Source organism: Rahnella sp. 1L-D-7-B-C2 (assembly GCF_057290995.1).
Genome location: NZ_JBXAVQ010000005.1, coordinates 16,723 through 33,854, shown reverse-complemented (window position 1 = coordinate 33,854; position 17,132 = coordinate 16,723). Strand labels below are relative to the sequence as shown.

At 55.3% G+C, this 17,132-nt stretch carries 17 protein-coding genes; 2 read left to right on the top strand and 15 right to left on the bottom strand.

The window, feature by feature from the left end; translation table 11 throughout:
• Nucleotides 1-28: 28 nt before the first annotated feature.
• The 3 genes from mepA to prmB form a co-directional block, all read right to left on the bottom strand.
• On the bottom strand, nt 29-799 hold the full coding sequence (mepA, locus tag AC0Z7K_RS10405; RefSeq protein ID WP_413529529.1) for a penicillin-insensitive murein endopeptidase: 771 nt from the start codon (nt 797-799) through the stop codon (nt 29-31).
• Between the two features lie 85 nt (nt 800-884).
• Nucleotides 885-1,970: a chorismate synthase gene (gene aroC, locus AC0Z7K_RS10400; RefSeq protein ID WP_112166820.1), complete on the bottom strand. Its 1,086-nt coding sequence runs from the start codon at nt 1,968-1,970 to the stop codon at nt 885-887.
• A gap of 71 nt (nt 1,971-2,041) precedes the next feature.
• The gene (prmB, locus tag AC0Z7K_RS10395; RefSeq protein WP_112166818.1) at nt 2,042-2,974 is read right to left on the bottom strand and encodes a 50S ribosomal protein L3 N(5)-glutamine methyltransferase; all 933 of its coding nucleotides are present in this window, start codon (nt 2,972-2,974) and stop codon (nt 2,042-2,044) included.
• Between the two features lie 203 nt (nt 2,975-3,177).
• Here prmB and smrB point away from each other — a divergent pair, with 203 nt between their 5' ends.
• Nucleotides 3,178-3,717: an endonuclease SmrB gene (gene smrB, locus AC0Z7K_RS10390; protein ID WP_485614301.1), complete on the top strand. Its 540-nt coding sequence runs from the start codon at nt 3,178-3,180 to the stop codon at nt 3,715-3,717.
• Between the two features lie 90 nt (nt 3,718-3,807).
• On the opposite strand, the gene sixA is transcribed toward smrB, so the two are convergent.
• The 4 genes from sixA to AC0Z7K_RS10370 form a co-directional block, all read right to left on the bottom strand.
• On the bottom strand, nt 3,808-4,296 hold the full coding sequence (gene sixA / locus AC0Z7K_RS10385; RefSeq protein ID WP_112166814.1) for a phosphohistidine phosphatase SixA: 489 nt from the start codon (nt 4,294-4,296) through the stop codon (nt 3,808-3,810).
• Between the two features lie 404 nt (nt 4,297-4,700).
• Nucleotides 4,701-6,884 carry a fatty acid oxidation complex subunit alpha FadJ gene (gene fadJ, locus AC0Z7K_RS10380; protein WP_485614300.1) on the bottom strand — a complete coding sequence of 728 codons (2,184 nt, stop codon included), beginning with the start codon at nt 6,882-6,884 and terminating at the stop codon, nt 4,701-4,703.
• Nucleotides 6,881-8,194: an acetyl-CoA C-acyltransferase FadI gene (gene fadI, locus AC0Z7K_RS10375; RefSeq protein ID WP_485614298.1), complete on the bottom strand. Its 1,314-nt coding sequence runs from the start codon at nt 8,192-8,194 to the stop codon at nt 6,881-6,883. The genes fadJ and fadI overlap by 4 nt, the downstream gene beginning before the upstream one ends.
• A gap of 212 nt (nt 8,195-8,406) precedes the next feature.
• On the bottom strand, nt 8,407-8,739 hold the full coding sequence (locus AC0Z7K_RS10370) for a YfcZ/YiiS family protein (RefSeq protein ID WP_485614297.1): 333 nt from the start codon (nt 8,737-8,739) through the stop codon (nt 8,407-8,409).
• A gap of 417 nt (nt 8,740-9,156) precedes the next feature.
• Between AC0Z7K_RS10370 and fadL the strand changes: the two genes are divergently transcribed.
• Entirely contained in the window at nt 9,157-10,434 is a 1,278-nt protein-coding gene (gene fadL / locus AC0Z7K_RS10365) for a long-chain fatty acid transporter FadL (RefSeq protein WP_413529255.1), read from the top strand.
• Between the two features lie 88 nt (nt 10,435-10,522).
• Here the strand turns inward: fadL and mlaA are convergent, their stop codons facing one another.
• Genes mlaA through AC0Z7K_RS10325 form a run of 8 tightly spaced genes read right to left on the bottom strand, consistent with a single transcriptional unit; the run spans nt 10,523 to nt 17,019 of the window.
• Entirely contained in the window at nt 10,523-11,290 is a 768-nt protein-coding gene (mlaA, locus tag AC0Z7K_RS10360; protein ID WP_413529254.1) for a phospholipid-binding lipoprotein MlaA, read from the bottom strand.
• A 35-nt stretch (nt 11,291-11,325) separates the two neighbouring features.
• Nucleotides 11,326-12,540 carry a c-type cytochrome biogenesis protein CcmI gene (gene ccmI / locus AC0Z7K_RS10355; protein WP_485614294.1) on the bottom strand — a complete coding sequence of 405 codons (1,215 nt, stop codon included), beginning with the start codon at nt 12,538-12,540 and terminating at the stop codon, nt 11,326-11,328.
• Nucleotides 12,537-13,022: a cytochrome c-type biogenesis protein gene (locus AC0Z7K_RS10350; protein ID WP_413529252.1), complete on the bottom strand. Its 486-nt coding sequence runs from the start codon at nt 13,020-13,022 to the stop codon at nt 12,537-12,539. Before AC0Z7K_RS10350 ends, ccmI begins: the two co-directional genes overlap by 4 nt.
• Nucleotides 13,019-13,570, bottom strand: coding sequence for a DsbE family thiol:disulfide interchange protein (locus AC0Z7K_RS10345; protein ID WP_112166799.1), 552 nt, complete (start codon nt 13,568-13,570; stop codon nt 13,019-13,021). The genes AC0Z7K_RS10350 and AC0Z7K_RS10345 overlap by 4 nt, the downstream gene beginning before the upstream one ends.
• Nucleotides 13,567-15,537: a heme lyase CcmF/NrfE family subunit gene (locus AC0Z7K_RS10340; protein WP_485614291.1), complete on the bottom strand. Its 1,971-nt coding sequence runs from the start codon at nt 15,535-15,537 to the stop codon at nt 13,567-13,569. The genes AC0Z7K_RS10345 and AC0Z7K_RS10340 overlap by 4 nt, the downstream gene beginning before the upstream one ends.
• On the bottom strand, nt 15,534-16,028 hold the full coding sequence (gene ccmE / locus AC0Z7K_RS10335; RefSeq protein WP_112166794.1) for a cytochrome c maturation protein CcmE: 495 nt from the start codon (nt 16,026-16,028) through the stop codon (nt 15,534-15,536). Before ccmE ends, AC0Z7K_RS10340 begins: the two co-directional genes overlap by 4 nt.
• A complete protein-coding gene (gene ccmD / locus AC0Z7K_RS10330; RefSeq protein WP_485614289.1) occupies nt 16,025-16,285 on the bottom strand; it encodes a heme exporter protein CcmD in 261 nt (86 codons plus the stop codon). The genes ccmE and ccmD overlap by 4 nt, the downstream gene beginning before the upstream one ends.
• Nucleotides 16,282-17,019, bottom strand: a complete 738-nt coding sequence (locus AC0Z7K_RS10325; protein WP_413529248.1) for a heme ABC transporter permease — start codon at nt 17,017-17,019, stop codon at nt 16,282-16,284. Before AC0Z7K_RS10325 ends, ccmD begins: the two co-directional genes overlap by 4 nt.
• Nucleotides 17,020-17,132: the final 113 nt, after the last annotated feature.

The window sequence follows — 17,132 nt, the reverse complement described above, 5'->3', positions numbered from 1 at the left end:
GAAGAATTATTGAAGTATTCATGCGTGATTAAAGAACGTGCTTATCCAGCAGTGCCTGACAGGTCGGCGGCAACGGAGGTGGCTCGCTTTTGACCGATCCGCTACCCGGTTTCGGCGGCAGGAACCAGCTTTGCAGCTCAGCACCACAGCCATCACCCGGCGGAGGCGGTGCCTGATTTTCGCATTCAAGACTTCCGGCCGGACAGCTCAGACGCACATGCATATGCGCGCGATGACCAAACCATGGACGCACTTTATGCAACCATTCGCGGTCAGTTCCGGCATCGAGACAAAGCTGCTGTTTGATAGCCGGATTAACGAAAATCCTGACCACATCTTTGTCCTGCGCGGCCATTTTGATGAGCGTTTCAATACGCGGCTGCCACTGGCTCGGCACGACGTTTTTACCATTAGCACTGACCAGATCAATAGGCTGCGGTTTGAGCAACATTTGTTCGCTCCAGCGCTGACGCGGCAATTGCAGCCAGATATCCACATCCAGCCCGGACTGATGGCTGGCGTGACCACTGCTAAAGCGCCCGCCGGCCGGCATCGCCATATCACCGACCAGCATGGTGCCCAGCCCTTTTTCACGCGCCTGGGTACCAAGACGGGTGATAAAGGCCAGCAAATCAGGCTGACCGAAATAACGGCGCTGATCGGTACGCATCACCTGATAATCCGGTGAATTAAGCGGCAGCGGCTGCGCGCCAATCTGACAGCCGTTGGCATAGCCGCCCACAGCCTGCGGTGTACCTGAGATCGGTTGAGTAATTTTCTGCCAAGGCGTTGCCGCCATAGCGGGTGCGCAGAGAGCGAGCGCCAGAAGACTGGCGCAGGCAACGTTGAAAGCAGGGATTTCGCGTAAGAATTTCATCTAAGGCTTACCAGCGTGGCACGGTAGAATGGACGTCGCCGTTCTGAGCGCGCTGTCGAAGTAAATGATCCATCAGCACAATTGCCATCATCGCTTCGGCAATCGGCACCGCACGGATACCGACGCAAGGATCATGACGGCCTTTGGTGATCATCTCAACCTGCTCGCCTTCACGGTTGATGGTGCGCCCCGGTACGGTGATGCTGGAAGTAGGCTTCAGCGCCAGATGCGCGATAACCGGCTGGCCGCTACTGATCCCGCCGAGAATGCCGCCTGCGTGGTTGCTGTCGAAACCGTTTGGAGTGATTTCATCACGATTCTCGCTGCCACGTTTGGCGACAACCGCAAAACCGTCACCGATTTCCACGCCTTTCACCGCGTTGATGCTCATCAGCGCATGCGCCAGATCGGCATCCAGACGGTCAAAGACTGGCTCACCAAGGCCGACCGGCACGTGATCTGCCACGACGGTGATTTTGGCACCAATCGAATCGCCTTCTTTTTTCAGCGCTCGCATCAGTTCGTCCAGCGCTTCCAGCTTACTTTCATCCGGGCAGAAGAACGGGTTGGTTTCGACCAGATCCCAGTCTTTCAGCTCGCAGGTGATATCGCCCATCTGAGACATATAACCGCGTACTTTTACGCCGAATTTTTCCAGCAGATATTTCTTGGCCACCGCGCCTGCGGCAACGCGCATCGCTGTTTCGCGGGCTGAGGAACGACCACCGCCGCGATAATCGCGCACGCCGTATTTCTGTTCGTAGGTGTAATCCGCATGTCCCGGACGGAACACGTCTTTGATAGCACTGTAATCCTGCGAGCGCTGATCGGTATTCTGGATGATCAGACCAATGCTGGTGCCGGTGGTCACACCTTCGAACACGCCGGACAAGATCTTCACTTCGTCGGCTTCACGGCGCTGCGTGGTGTAGCGCGAGGTGCCCGGACGACGACGGTCGAGATCGTGTTGCAGGTCTGCTTCGGTCAGCGCAATACCCGGCGGCACGCCGTCAATAATACAGCCCAGTGCCACGCCGTGGGATTCGCCAAACGTGGTGACGCGGAAAAACTGCCCAATACTGTTCCCTGCCATCACGGCTCCTTAACCATTATGTTGATGTTTTATTCTTGAATGGCCGGTGATATACCGGCCATAAATAGTGTTCAATCGCGATAGCCGGTGAAGTACTCGGCACATTCTACAAGCTGCTGTTTGGTCAACATGAAGACACCGTCACCGCCGTTTTCAAATTCCAGCCAGGTGAACGGGATCTCAGGATATTGTTCCATCAGATGTACCATGCTGTTGCCCACTTCACAAATCAGTACGCCGTCGTCGGTCAGGTAATCCGGCGCACAGGCCAAAATGCGGCGGGTCAATTTCAGGCCGTCGGTGCCGGAAGCCAGGCCGAGCACCGGTTCGTGGCGATATTCCTGCGGCAAATCAGACATGTCTTCTTCATCCACATACGGTGGATTGGTGACGATCAGGTCGTATTGCAGCGGCGGCAGTTCGCGGAACAAGTCAGAGCGGATAGGCGTAACCCAGTTCTCGATCCCGTGCGTGTCGATATTGCGCTCAGCCACGGCCAGTGCGTCCGCAGAGATGTCGACGGCGTCGACTTCGGTTTCCGGGAATGCGTAGGCACAGGCAATCGCAATACAGCCGCTGCCGGTACACATGTCGAGAATATGCTCAGGCTGGTTGTGCAAAATGCCAGAGAAGCGGTTGGTGATCAGTTCACCGATCGGTGAACGCGGCACCAGCACACGTTCATCGACATAAAACTCCATGTCGCAGAACCAGGCTTTATTGGTCAGATAGGCCACTGGTACGCGCTCATTGACGCGGCGGATCACGCGCTCAACGATACGGTGACGCTCGCTGGAGGTCAGGCGCGCCGTGTGCATATCTTCGGGAATATCGAGCGGCAAAAACACGCTTGGTAACACCAGTTGCACTGCTTCGTCCCACGGATTATCGGTGCCGTGACCGTAATAGACATTGGCCGCGTTCAGGCGGCTGACGGTCCAGCGCAGCATATCCTGAATGGTATGCAGTTCACTGACAGCTTCGTCGACGAAAATTTTGTCCAATTTTATTCTCCAGGCAGTGCACGGGTTTTTAACATAGGTTTAACCCATAATTTGCCGCATAGTTTGCCACGAAGCCCGCCACAAATCAGCAGCTACTCAACGCACTTGCGCGATGTCTCGAAGAATTTAACCCTGAGTTTTCTTTAAACCACAGGGTCCCCGCAGGTACACTGTCCGTATTGTGCGAAAAAGACGACCAGAAGATGAAGAAAAAGCACCTGCTCAGCCCGGAAGAAGCAGCGATATTCCGCGAGGCGGTACCGGGCGTCAAGCGACTGAAAAATGACACTATTACTCACCGCCCGCCGCGTAAAAAAGCCATGCAAATGTCTCCCCAAAAGCTGATTCAGGAGCAGGTGGATGCGAGTTATTATTTTTCTGACGAATTCCAGCCGATGTTGCAGGAAGAGGGTCCGGTACGCCATGTACGGCCTGACGTCAGCCATTTTGAATTGAAAAAACTGCGACGTGGAGATTACTCTCCCGAGCTGTTTCTCGATTTACATGGTTTAACGCAGATGGAAGCGAAGCAGGAGTTAGGCGCGCTGATCGCCGCCTGCCGCCGCGAACATGTGCACTGCGCCTGCGTGATGCATGGCCACGGCAAGCATATTCTCAAGCAGCAAACTCCGCTGTGGCTGGCGCAGCATCCCGACGTCGAAGCCTTTCATCAGGCCCCGAAGGAGTTTGGTGGCACCGCCTCATTGCTGGTGCTCATCGAGCTTGACGATAAAATCAGTTAACCGCCGTTGCGAATAACACAAAGCAGAAAGGCACAGCGAGTACGTACGCGCTGTGCCTTTCTTTTGTTTAATCTTCCCGTCCCGGAAAAATTAAACCTTTGCCATGACCTGACACGGACTAAACTGCCAGTCAAAGCTGCCCTGCCCTGTTTCACCGTTCAGTTCCACACTGGCCATCGCGGAAGTGGCAAACATCGGCGGGCACATGCCCGGACACAGCTCGGCAATCAGATAACCCACCAGCGGCAGATGAGACACCACCAGCACGGCTTTCGCGCCGGTCAGTGCCAGATGTTGCAGCTCGCTGGCCACCAAAGCAGGATCGCCGCCCGGTGTCAGTTCTTTCAGAGTATCAATTTCAACGTTCTCAGGCAGTGACAGGTTCTGCCGCACTTTTTCAAGCGTCTGCTGCGCACGCAGGTACGGACTGACCAGAACATGGTCAATTTTAACGCCACGGCCATTTAGCCAGGCTGCCATATGTACTGATTCGTCACATCCGCATTCGCTTAATGGGCGAACCGAGTCGCTTGCAGCTTCAAGAACCGCATCACCGTGACGCATAATTACAACTTGCATATTGCACCGCTTTTGTTAACAAAAATAGCGCTATACAGAAACGCTTTGCGTGCTGTATCACCCATTGCCCAGCATTTTTTCATCGTCGTATTAACGGTAAAAAAGCTGAAAGGCAGTACATCCACTTAACCCACCGAGCCCACATGCTTTGCATGGTCAGCATCAGCGGTCGGGCATTTTGCCTGAAAGTTCGCGTAAAGAAAACGCTGTTTTTTACACCAACCCGTACCGCATGTAAATCATTGCGGCGAAATTTTAACCACTCGGGTTGTAGATCAATCGTTTGGGTTTGTTCTTGTACAAAACGGGCCTCGCCTAAAAAAAGATCCCGCAGGCCTAAGTATGGCTGTAAGCAGGATCTGTTCCAGATTCTCGCGAAATTCATTGTCACGCAGTGATAGAGGTCACACTACGTCGGCAATTTCCTTCGTTTCCCCTTGCGGATAGAACCGCTCATGGCCCTCTGCGCGGCGTAACAAACCCTCGCAGGGAGTGAAATGTTCACCGTAACGCTGCGCCAGCTGCTGCAGCGTTTTCACCACGTTGGCTGCGCCCAGCGTATCGATATAGCGGAACGGTCCACCGCGAAACGGTGGGAAACCGATGCCAAACACCGCGCCCAGATCGCCATCGCGTGCGCTGCGGATGACTTTTTCATCCAGACATCGCACCGCCTCATTGAGCATCAGCATGACGCAACGCTGCGCCAGCTCTGTTTCTGATTGCTGCGCTTTTGGCGTGACGTTGAGTAAGCGATAAATGGTCGGATCAACCTGTTTTGTCTTCGCAGACCGCCCTTTCTGGCCGTAGAGATAGAAACCTTTGCCGTTTTTCCGACCTTTGCGATCGTCTTTCAGTACCGCGTCAAAACCGGCGGGCGCTGCAAATCGTTGTCCAAAAGCATCCACCAGAATCGGGCTGATTTTGGTACCGACATCGATTCCCACTTCATCCAGCAACTGGATCGGCCCGACCGGGAAGCCAAAATTCACCAGCGCTTTATCAATGTGGTCGATGGGTTCGCCGGCCAGTAAACAGCGCGCCGCTTCGTTGATGTAGGGCGCAAGAACGCGGTTTACGAAGAACCCGGCACTGTCACCGACTACAATCGCAGTTTTACCCTGTTTCTTCGCCAGCGCCACGGTAGTGGAAATGGTCTGCGGACTGGTGCCCGCGTGCGGGATCACTTCCACCAGCGGCATTTTATCCACCGGGCTGAAATAGTGCAGACCAATGACCTGCTCCGGGCGGGTAGCCTGCGCGGCGATCTGATGGATCGGTAAAGAAGAGGTGTTTGAGGCGAAAATAGTGCGCGGCGCGGCGTTTTCCTCGATCTCCGCCACCATGCTTTGTTTCAGGGCTAAGTCCTCGAATACCGCTTCGACGACCAGATCCACCTGCGCAAAACCACTGTAATCGGTGGTACCGGAGATAAGCATCATCTGCCGCTGCTGTTCGTTACGGGTCAGCCTGCGGCTGCGAACTTTCTTCTCCAGCAAATCCCAGCTGTATTTCAATGCATGGCGGATGCCTTCGTGATTGACATCTTTAATACGCACCGGCAGCCCGGCACGGGTCGCGGTGACACTGGCGATCCCCCCGCCCATCAGCCCGCCACCGAGAATGCCGACGCGTCGAACCGGCAGCGGTTCGGCATCCGCACCCTTTTCTTTTTTCAGTGCGATGGAAGCGAAGAAGAGCCCGCGCAGCGCGGCGGATTCCGGCGTCATCACCAGTTCGCCAAACGCATTAGCTTCCGCCTGATAACCATTGCCACTGCCCTGATCCAGCCCGGTTTTCACCACGTCGATAATTTTTTCAGTGGCCGGATAATTGCCGTGGGTTTTTGCGCGCGTCTGCTTGCGCACGAAATGGAATAACAGACTTTTGCCGAGCGGACCGCCCGCCAGCCGCGCCTGCCAGGGTAACGGCGGACGGGCTTTGCGGCCTTGGGCGACGCGTTCCAGCGCGGTTTGCAACAGAATAGAATACGGCACAGCGTCATCCACCAGCCTCAGCTTCAGCGCCTGCTTCGCCCGCAGACTGCGACCGGTCAGCATCAGCTCAAGCGCTTTCGGTGCGCCAATCAGGCGCGGAAGACGCTGCGTACCACCGGATCCCGGCAACAGGCCGAGCTGCACTTCCGGCAGACCGAGCTGGGTTTTATCATCCAGTGAACAGATACGGGCATGACACGCCAGCGCCAGCTCAAGACCACCGCCGAGACAGGCACCGTGAATAGCCGCCACAACTGGCACCGGGAACGAGGCAATCTGCGACATTACCGTCTGGCCTTTCAGCGCCAGCTGGCTGGCCTCTGCGGCGGTTTTACAACCAGCAATCATTGTAATATCGGCGCCAGCGATAAAGGACTCAGGTTTGCCAGAAATAAGCACCAGACCTTTCAGATTTGGATACTGCTGCGCTTTATGCAAAATAGAGGAAATTTGTTCAGCAAATTCAGCCTTTAAGGTATTCACTTTTTCACCGGGTACGTCAATGGTGATAATACCGACGTGTTCGGTCGTAAACATCAGTGAAAACGCGGAATCCGACGTTGTATTTGGATTGTCCATATTGTCACTCATTGTGCCACCTCCAGAATCATTGCCGCGCCCAGACCACCGGCGGCACAAGCCGTCGTCAGCCCGTATTTCCCGCCACGGCGGCGCAATTCGTGCAATGTCTGGGTGATCATTCGTGCACCGGTGGCTGCAAACGGGTGCCCGTATGCCAGCGATCCGCCCAGTACGTTAAATTTATCCCAGTCGATTTGGCCGACAGCCTCACTGCGCCCCAGCTTTTCACGGGCAAATTGTTCGCTGCCCAGCATTTTGATGTTGGCAAGCGTCTGCGCCGCAAAGGCTTCGTGCATGTCGATCAGATCAAGATCGGCAAAGGTCAGACCGGCGCGATCGAGAGCGATAGGTGTGGCGTAAGCAGGCCCAAGCAACATATCTTCCCAGACATCGATAGCGGCGAAGGCAAAACTTTTCAGGTAACCGAGCGGCTGTAAACCGAGTTCCCGGGCGCGGGATTCGCTCATCATCAGCACTGCCGCGGCACCGTCGGTCAGCGGCGTACTGGTCGCCGCCGTCACGGTGCCATGTTTGCGATCAAAAGCCGGACGCAGTTTCGCATACTGTCCTATCTCCGAATTGAGGCGGATGTTGTTATCTTTTTGCAGCGCCTCGCGGTATGGCGGGATCTGCGCGGTCATTACCTGACTGTTCAGATATCCCTGCTCCCACGCCTGTGCAGCAAGCTGGTGCGAACGATGCGCCAGTTCATCCTGCTGTTCACGCGTAATGCCGTGACTTTTCGCCATCTGCTCGGCGGTATCACCCATGCGCAGGCCGGTCGAGTATTCCGCCACCGCCGGAGGAACCGGCATCAGATCGCGCAGTTTGAGTTTGCTGAACAGAGAGAGACGCTGTGAGAGTGTGCGGGCTTTACTGACATCCACCAGCGTACGGGCGAGGCGTTTACTGACGCCAATCGGCAGCACCGAAGAAGAATCTGCACCACCGGCAATCCCGACGCTCACGGTGCCACTGAGAATACTTTCAGCGACGTTCGCCACCGCCTGAAAGCTGGTGGCGCAGGCGCGCGAGACGCTGTAAGCATCGGTAGACACATTCATGCCGGTGCCGAGCACGATTTCACGCGCGATATTGGGCGCCTCCGGCATCTGTACCACCTGACCGAACACCAGCTGATCGATGACTTTCGGGTCGATCCCACTTTTCGCCAGCAACTCGCTGACCACCATTTTGCCCAGGTCCACGGCGGGAATTCCGTGGTAGGCGGTAGCCTGTTTCGCGAATGGCGTGCGTAAACCATCGACAATCGCAATGCGATCGCCTTCACGCGTGACCAGTGGAATGACGTTGTTCATACAAGCTCCTGAGTAAAGTGGGCCTTAAGAGGTCTGACCTGATAACTCAGTTTTAACTATGTATTTACATTTGGCAAAGCGAAACCCGCCGAAGTGCGAGCAACAGCAAATTTTTCTGAAAATAGAATGAGAAGGAATGCGGGCAGGGAAAGATAACAAACAAAAAAATACCGCTGCATTTGGGCAGCGGTATTTGAAATGGATAAGAGAGATTATCTGAGCGCCAGCTGGAAGATCATGGTCTCGGCCTGACAAGAGAATGTGAAGTCGATATTCAGCTCTACGCCGCCTTCGACTTTCTCAATGCGGCTGGTTATCTCGCACGGTTCGGATTCAACGCCGCGCGCGCGGTCAGTCAGTGCCTGCAACGTCTCTTTGGCCTGCGCTTCGGTTTCGAAAACGTGGCTGTAAGTCGCGGTGCAGTCGGTGTTATCCATGATGGTACCCACATCAACACAGCAGCAGGCGGCGGTTTCTTCTGCGCCGCATTTGTTGATGGAATGCAGAGGTTGGGTGGATTTGGAGGACATGGTTACGTCAGACATAATTTTCTCCCCGGCACCAACGGCAACGTCCACCGTCTGGCCTTTTTGCGAATTTAAGATTTATTTTCCGCGGGTATTTTACGCCACCCCATCAGCTTCGACTAGCACTTACTTTTTATGGGTGTTTAAAGTGATCTGAATCACAATACTGTGAACATCAGATTAAAATTAAGTCACTCTTCTCACTTTAGCGTTTCTAAATTGAACTTTTATTGTTGGTTTTTTGTTAAGTGGATCCAATTTCTCGCATCAAATAAGAAATATCCATGAAACATCATTGCAACTACACCACAGGTCAGACCTATACTTCGCTCACTGGTCTGATTTGTCAGACTGATAACGGACCCTACAATCCCGCGCTCATTGTTACTTGATGTAACATTGTTTGATAAAAAACATAAAATTGAGGTTTTGGTCATGAACCAGAAAAACCTGTTAAAAAGATCAGCTCTGGCAGCTGCAGTGACAATTGTTTCTTCCAACGTATACGCGGCAGGTTTTCAGCTCAACGAATATACCGCTGCGGGTTTAGGTCGTTCCTTCTCTGGTGAAGGTGCGATTGCGGACACCGCGGCTTCCGGCAGCCGTAACCCGGCTACCATGACGATGTTCAGTCGTCCTTCATTTTCTATCGGTGCAGTTTACGTTGACCCGGACGTAAGCGTGACCGGTAATTCTCCGGTCACCGGTGCCAGCACGGATGCCGGTAACATTGCGCCAAACCAGTGGGTCCCGAATATCCACTTTATTATGCCGCTAAACGATCAGTGGGCACTCGGCGCGTCAGCCACCTCCAACTACGGTCTGGCGACAGAATTTAACGATAATTATCCTGCGGGTCCTATCGGTGGCGAAACCGATCTGATGACCATCAATAACAACATTAGCGCGGCTTATCGTTTTAACGAACACTTCAGCTTCGGCGTGGGCTTTGATGCCGTTTACGCCAAGGCTAAAATTCGCCGTACCGCAGGGGAACTTGCACCGCTGAAAACCGGCGGATTGATCGCCGAAGATACCGAAGCGGCGAAGCTGAAAGGCAACGAATGGGGCTACGGCTGGAACGCCGGTATCCTGTATGAAGTCGATGACAACAACCGTTATGGCTTCACTTACCGTTCAGAAGTGAAAATTGATTTCGACGGCGAATACCGCAACGGCATTCCTCAGGCACTGGGCGGCACGGGCGGTCACACCGTTCCGGGTTCACTGACGCTGAACCTGCCGGAAATGTGGGAATTGTCTGGTTATAACCGCGTTGCGCCAAAATGGGCGGTTCACTACAGCCTGGCGTACACCAGCTGGAGCCAGTTCCAGGAGCTGAAAGCGACCGGATCTAACGGTCAGACGCTGTTCCAGAAAGACGAAGGCTATCACGACGCTTACCGCATCGCGCTTGGTACGACCTATTACTACGACGAAAACTGGACCTTCCGTACCGGTGTGGCCTTCGATGACAGCCCGGTTCCGGCGGATAACCGCACCATTTCTATTCCGGATCAGGACCGTTTCTGGGTTTCAGCCGGTACAACTTACGCGTTCAATAAAGATGCGTCAGTGGATGTCGGTGTTTCCTATATGCACGGCCAGACGGTGAACATCAGCGAACAGGTTGCTGCCGGAGCGCCTAAATATGAGTTCCAGGCTAAAGGCACCGCCATGCTGTACGGCGCCAACTTTAACTACAGCTTCTGATAACTCTTTCAGATTCAGAAATGAAAAAAGCGCCGCGAGGCGCTTTTTTTTGGCTTTCAGTTTTTATACAGAGAGAGCATTCCCGATATTATTCGGAATCGATATCTTTCAGATCGCCCTGAATCAGTGCCGCATTCGGGTTCACCTGAGGTGTCAGCTGACCGCCCTTCGCCAGGAAATCATGACGCTGGAAGTACGCTTCCCGGATCATCAGGTAAGGGTCAGAAGAGTTGCGCAGAATGCCGTCGGAATCGAGTAGTTCGGCACGGGTTTCGATGCCCTGAAGCGCCCATTTACCGGCTGACATCCAGAAAGTCAGATAGCTCAGCATCGGATAGAGTGTATCAACGAAATCGCCACCCTCGTCACGCACGGTGAAGCTGCCATAGGCCGGTAACTGAACGTACGGGCCGTAACCGACGCCGTAGTGTCCGAGCGTACTGCCGAAGCCCTGCGCTTCTTCGCGTGCCAGTTTCGGGTTCGCCATCGAAGCCACATCAATCAGGCCGCCCATCCCCAGCAAGGTGTTGAGGAAGAAGCGGTTAAAGTGGATCGCCGCGCGGTACGGATCGCCTTTTAGCAAGGAGTTCACCATGCTGGCCGGTTCGTCTAAGTTGCTGAGGAAGTTGCTGGTGCCGTTACGCGCCGGTTGCGGTACGTAATCACGCCATGCCACAGCGACCGGACGCAGAACGTACGGATCAACGTAGTTGTAGTTGAAGTTGAACATTGTCCGGTTAAAACCTTCCAGCGGATCAGACCGTCCCTGCGATTCGCTGTCCGATGATCCGGACGTGCCGGCACAACCGACCAGCATAACTGATGCAAACGCCAGCCCAGTCAGGCGTAAGTTCATGGATATCTCCCTGTTATTGATCTTCGGCTCTCTGATTACGGAACCTGCTGATTAATCTCAATGCTGACCTGACCGTTACCGGCAAAATCTGTCAGCGGACTGTCGCCGTACCAGTCACCTGAGGCTGGCGTTGCCAGACCATTTCGTGAAATACGAACGCGTACTTTTAATTTTTGCAGCGAAGAAAGCAAGCGTTCCGGCATCATTGCATTACTGTCGTCCACGGTGACCGCCAGCGGAAAGCGGCTCAGTGGCAGTTTTTTCACGGCTACCGGCACCGGACTGCTGCCGTCGGTCACGGAAATAAAGACCGTGCCATCCTGCGGAATTTGCTTCGCCGCGTCCTCTGACAGCGAAACATTCACCGCCAGTCTGGCCTGATCGGCACCGGACTTCTGTTTCGCCTGTTGGATACTGGCCTGCACCATTTCAACACGCTTGTCACCGGGAGGCAGAATTTTCAGCATAACTTCCCACGCACCAATCGCTTGCGGGTAGTGACCCTGTTCATATTCATTATAGGCCAGCAGGCTTAATACACGCAGGTCGCCCTGAGATTTTTCCAGCATACCGCGCAGGAGATTTCCGCCGGTAAGGTTATCCTGCGGATCCGCTGAGCGGGTTAACACTTCGGCATAACCGAGTTTGACCGCCACGTCGTCCGGCGAAAGCGCATAGGCATGAGCGTAAGCCTGCGTCGCCGTCGCGCCATTATTGAGCGCCATACCGACACGGCCGAGCATCACCCAGTCCTGCACATTTTTCGGATCGGCCTGCAAATCGGTGCGCAGCCCCAGACCTAAATCCTGCACATCCATCGCGGTCAGCGGCGCACCTTTGTCGCTGGCAATGCGCTGGCGCAGATCCGGCATACGCTCCATTACCTGATTCCACGCGCTCACCTGCCCCAGACCACCGGCATACAGATAAACACCGAGCGTGATAACCACCAGCAAAATCGCGCCCGGCACCAGCGTCCAGCGGCCAATCGGCTGCGCGGGTGCTGGCGTCTGCCCAGCGGGAATATCGGTCAGCAAATTTTCCTGTAATTCCTGAATATGCGCCGGACGTTCATCCACCACGCCCTGCGCTTCGTCTTCTTCCAGCTCACTCAACCGGTGATGATAAAACGCCTTATTCAGCGCATCACGCGACGCGTGTTCGCTGCGGTCACCGCGTATCACCGGCACGATAAACAGCGCCAGCGCGATAACCAGCATCACCCCAATACACAGCCAAAAAATACTCATGTTCCTTTCCTGTCGCTGTCTTTAAGTAACTGCGCCAGGCGCTGTTTTTCTTGTTCTGACATTTCTTCTGCGGCGGTTTTGGTGTTTACAGACCCGCGGCGCGAACGCATGAAAATCATGCCGCCGCCAATAATCACCACCAGCACCGGCCCCAGCCAGAGGATCAGGGTGGATGGCGTAACCGGCGGTTCGTAGGTCACGAAATTGCCGTAGCGCGCCACCATATAGGCGACGATTTGCTGGCGGTTTTGCCCTTCATTGAGCAGCTGAAATACCTTGGTACGCATGTCTGCGGCGATGATCGAATCCGACGCCGCAATATTCGTGTTCTGGCATTTCGGGCAACGCAGCTGCGCGGTGATGTCGCGGTAGGCCTGTTCCTGCTCCGGCGATTTGAACTGATAAGTATCAATGGCCGCAAACGCGCTGACGCTCAACAGCATGCCGAGCAGTAAACCGGGCAGTGACGAAAACAGTCTCATGCGCCACCTCCGTATTTCTTGTACAGCGGCAAGACTTCGGTCTGCCAGACTTTCTCATTTAAGTCACCGGCATGGCGATAGCGAATGATGCCCTGCCCGTCGATAAGGAAAGTTTCCGGTGCGCCGTAAACGCCGAGATCTAACCCGAGCATGCCGTCGCCGTCGTACAAGCTCAACATGTACGGATTGCCCAGCGTGTTCAGCCAGTTCACTGCTTTCTGGCGATCGTCCTTATAATTGAGCCCGACCACGCGCACACCGGTGGCGGCAAGCCGGTTCAGATAATCATGCTCGGCGCGGCAGGTCGGGCACCACGTCGCCCAGACGTTGAGCAGCAGCGGTTTACCGTCGCGCAGAACCGACTGATCGTAAGTTTTCCCGGCTTCCGCCAGCGATTCGAGCTTAAACACCGGCACCGGTTTACCGATCAGCGCCGATTCGAGCAGCGTCGGATCGTCACCGTTGGCGTTGCGCGTCAGCTGAACTAAAAAAGCCGCCGCCAGCGCCAGAAACAGGAACAGCGGAATAAAGAGGAGTTTACGGTTCATGCTTCAGCCTCCGCTTTACCTTGTTTCCTGAGTTTTTTACTCATCCGATAACGTGGATCGAGAATACAGAGCACGCCGCCGACCGCCATGAAGATGCCGCCCAGCCAGATCCAGCGCACGAACGGTTTGTAGTACAAACGTACCGCCCACGAACCATCGTCCATCTCTTCACCCAGCGCCGCATACAGGTCCCGCGCCAGATTCCCGTCGATCGCCGCTTCGGTCATCATGCTGCGCGCCACGCTGTAGAAACGTTTTTCGGCATGCAGCGTGGTGATTTTTTTGCCGTTCTGCTCGACGTCGATATTAGCTTCGCCGCCGGTATAATTGGGGCCGGTAATGTCGCGAACGTCGCGGAAGATAAAGTGATAATCATGGATATCCACCGTATCGCCGGCTTTCATGCGCACATCACGCTCAACGCTGTAGTTCTGGCTGAATGCGATACCGATCACCGTCACCGCCACGCCGAGATGCCCGAGCACCATGCCCCAGTGGCTGCGCGACAGTTTGGTCAGGCCGCGCCAGAAGGTATGGCGATGCGTGGCGCGCTCGTGCAATTCCATCAGCGTCAGCACAATCACCCACACTGACATCAGCAGGCCGACGACGGTCATGCCAACGATTTTGTCCTGCAACAGCCACGGCAAAGCGATCGACAGGATGAGCGTAACCACCAGCGCCACGCCAAGACGACGCCACAGTTTGCTGGGCTCATCGCGACGCCAGCGCACCAGCGGCCCAATCCCCAGCAGCAGCGCCAGCGGTGCCATCAGCCAGGTAAACATCGTATTGAAGAAAGGCTCGCCGATGGAAATACTGCCCATGCCCAGTTGCTTATGGATGAGCGGCAGTAGCGTGCCGAGCAACACGACTAACATGGCAGCAACCAGCAGCACGTTGTTGCTGAGCAAATAGCTTTCACGCGAGTGTAATTCGTGGCGGCTTGGCGCACGCACCGAATTCCCTTTAATGGCATACAGCAGCAGCGAGCCGCCGATGACGATCACCAGATATGCCAGAATAAACATGCCGCGCGCCGGATCGGAGGCAAACGAGTGAACCGACACCAGAACGCCGGAGCGCACAAGGAACGTCCCGAGCAGGCACAGCGAGAAGGCGGTGATCGCCAGCAGCACCGTCCAGGCTTTGAACGTGCCGCGTTTTTCGGTCACGGCAAGGGAGTGGATCAGCGCCGTTCCCGCCAGCCACGGCATAAAGGAGGCGTTTTCAACCGGATCCCAGAACCACCAGCCGCCCCAGCCTAATTCGTAATATGCCCAGGCAGAACCCAGCACGATGCCGATGGTGAGAAACACCCACGCGGCCTGCGTCCACGGACGCGACCAGCGCGCCCACGCAGTATCGAGCCGTCCGGCCATCAGCGAGGCTATCGCAAATGCGAAGGCAACCGAAAAACCGACATATCCCATGTACAGCAATGGCGGATGGAAAATCAGGCCAATGTCCTGCAAGACCGGGTTCAGATCACTGCCGTCGACCGGGAAATTTGGCAAAGAGCGGATAAACGGATTGGACGTCAGCAGGATAAACAGCAGGAAGCCGCCGGTTATCATCCCCATCACCGCCAGCACGCGGGCGATGGCGTCCTGCGGCATCTGACGGCTGAATAGCGCCACCGCAAGCGTCCAGCAGCTCAGCAGCAAGACCCACAGCAGCAGAGAACCTTCATGTGCGCCCCACGTTGCCGCCACGCGGTAATACACCGGCAAATGGGTATTGGAATTGTTAGCCACATAGGCGACGGTAAAATCATTCACCACAAATGCGTGGACCAGAATAATAAACGCCAGCACGATGCAGGCGAACATGCCGTAAGCCAGCGGGCGCGCCATCGCCATCATCCGGCTGTCCTGCCGCGCGGCACCCCACTGCGGATAAATACTCAGTAACACCGCCAGACCTAACGCCAGACAAAGTGCAAATGTTCCCAGTTCCGGCATCATGAGCGATCGTTTCCTTTATCATTGCCCACGTAGGCCGACGCCGGTCCTTTGTGGTTTTCTTTCATGGCGTCGGCAACTTCCGGCGGCACATATTTTTCATCGTGTTTCGCCAGCACCTGAATGGCGTTGACCACGTTGCCCGGCTCCATCACGCCCTGCGCCACCACGCCCTGACCTTCACGAAACAGGTCAGGCAGAATGCCGTTGTAGGTCACCGCAATCGCACCGCGTGCATCATAAATTTTAAAACTCACCTGCAAACTTTTCGGGTCACGTTTCACTGAGCCGGGCATTACCATGCCGCCGATACGCAGCCGCTGGCCAACTTCCGGCATTTCGTGGTTCTCGCCTTTGCCTTGCAGAATTTCACTCGGGGTATAGAACAAATCAATATTGGAGCGCAGCGCGTACATCACCAGCGTGATGCTCAGGCCGAGACCGGCCAGCACCAGCAGCGCCAGTGTCAGGCGCTTTTTACGACGTGGATTCACAATAACTTCTCCGGGGAGGTGTCCGGTTCCAGCGCTGACGTCTGTGCGCCTTGCTGTTTTTTAGACTGAGACTGAATAATGCGTTTTTCGCGTGCCTGACGACGGCGGACTTCACCGAGGATCTGGCGATGCTGCACAAATGTGTGCGCCACCAGCGCGAGCAGGGAAATCAGCGTCGCGGCCACAGATATCCAGACGTAAAACGCGTAGCCACCCATCGCAAAGAAATCGTGCCAGCTTGAGAATGCAGGGCTCATCCGCGGCGCTCCTTATTCAGCAGGCCAGCCACCCACGGACGCAGACGTTCCTGAATGAGGATCAGGTTACGTAAACGCATCAGCGTCAGGGTAATAAAGAAGAACAGATAACCGAAAATCGCCCAGCGCAGCGGGTAGCGCATACTCGGGTCGATGGTTTGCTGCATATTGGTGGAACCCTGATGCAGCGTGTTCCACCACTGTACGGAGTAATGAATGATAGGAATATTCACCACGCCGACCAGCACCAGAATTCCGGCCGCGCGACCTGCCAGACGGCGGTCGTCAAACGCGTTATACAGGGCGATCACGCCAAGATAGAGAAACAGCAACACCAGTTCGGATGTCAGACGTGCGTCCCACACCCACCAGGTTCCCCACATCGGTTTACCCCAGGCGGAGCCGGTAACCAGCGCGATAAAGGTGAAGACCGCCCCGACCGGCGCCATCGCTGCCACCGCCAGATCGGACATTTTCATCTGCCATATCAGGCCGATAAATGCCGCGACCGCCATCGCGCTGTAAATGCCCATCGACCAGATGGCCGCCGGGACGTGGATATACATAATCCGGTAACTGTTACCCTGCTGGTAATCCGGCGGTGCATAGCCAAATCCCCAGACCCAGCCAGTCAGCAGGCAGGCGAGACCGAGCAGCCCGAGCCACGGAATAAACCGCCCGCAGACGTGGTAAAGCCGTTCCGGCCTTGCGAGTTGATGTAACCATTTCCACATTGTTATCGTTGCTCACTCTAAAAAGTCACTGTGTGGGTTGCCGTGGAGCCTCATCGGGCTCTTGCGCGGTCAGACACGAATCTTCCGCACTTACTTAGCAATCTCTCTATTTT

Bases quoted from the DNA above. Each gene is read 5' to 3' on its own strand.
- mepA (WP_413529529.1), bottom strand. From the start codon at position 799: ATGGCGGCAACGCCTTGGCAGAAAATTACTCAACCGATCTCAGGTACA.
- aroC (WP_112166820.1), bottom strand. From the start codon at position 1,970: ATGGCAGGGAACAGTATTGGGCAGTTTTTCCGCGTCACCACGTTTGGC.
- smrB (WP_485614301.1), top strand. From the start codon at position 3,178: ATGAAGAAAAAGCACCTGCTCAGCCCGGAAGAAGCAGCGATATTCCGC.
- sixA (WP_112166814.1), bottom strand. From the start codon at position 4,296: ATGCAAGTTGTAATTATGCGTCACGGTGATGCGGTTCTTGAAGCTGCA.
- fadJ (WP_485614300.1), bottom strand. From the start codon at position 6,884: ATGAGTGACAATATGGACAATCCAAATACAACGTCGGATTCCGCGTTT.
- fadI (WP_485614298.1), bottom strand. From the start codon at position 8,194: ATGAACAACGTCATTCCACTGGTCACGCGTGAAGGCGATCGCATTGCG.
- AC0Z7K_RS10370 (WP_485614297.1), bottom strand. From the start codon at position 8,739: ATGTCTGACGTAACCATGTCCTCCAAATCCACCCAACCTCTGCATTCC.
- fadL (WP_413529255.1), top strand. From the start codon at position 9,157: ATGAACCAGAAAAACCTGTTAAAAAGATCAGCTCTGGCAGCTGCAGTG.
- mlaA (WP_413529254.1), bottom strand. From the start codon at position 11,290: ATGAACTTACGCCTGACTGGGCTGGCGTTTGCATCAGTTATGCTGGTC.
- ccmI (WP_485614294.1), bottom strand. From the start codon at position 12,540: ATGAGTATTTTTTGGCTGTGTATTGGGGTGATGCTGGTTATCGCGCTG.
- AC0Z7K_RS10350 (WP_413529252.1), bottom strand. From the start codon at position 13,022: ATGAGACTGTTTTCGTCACTGCCCGGTTTACTGCTCGGCATGCTGTTG.
- AC0Z7K_RS10345 (WP_112166799.1), bottom strand. From the start codon at position 13,570: ATGAACCGTAAACTCCTCTTTATTCCGCTGTTCCTGTTTCTGGCGCTG.
- AC0Z7K_RS10340 (WP_485614291.1), bottom strand. From the start codon at position 15,537: ATGATGCCGGAACTGGGAACATTTGCACTTTGTCTGGCGTTAGGTCTG.
- ccmD (WP_485614289.1), bottom strand. From the start codon at position 16,285: ATGAGCCCTGCATTCTCAAGCTGGCACGATTTCTTTGCGATGGGTGGC.
- AC0Z7K_RS10325 (WP_413529248.1), bottom strand. From the start codon at position 17,019: ATGTGGAAATGGTTACATCAACTCGCAAGGCCGGAACGGCTTTACCAC.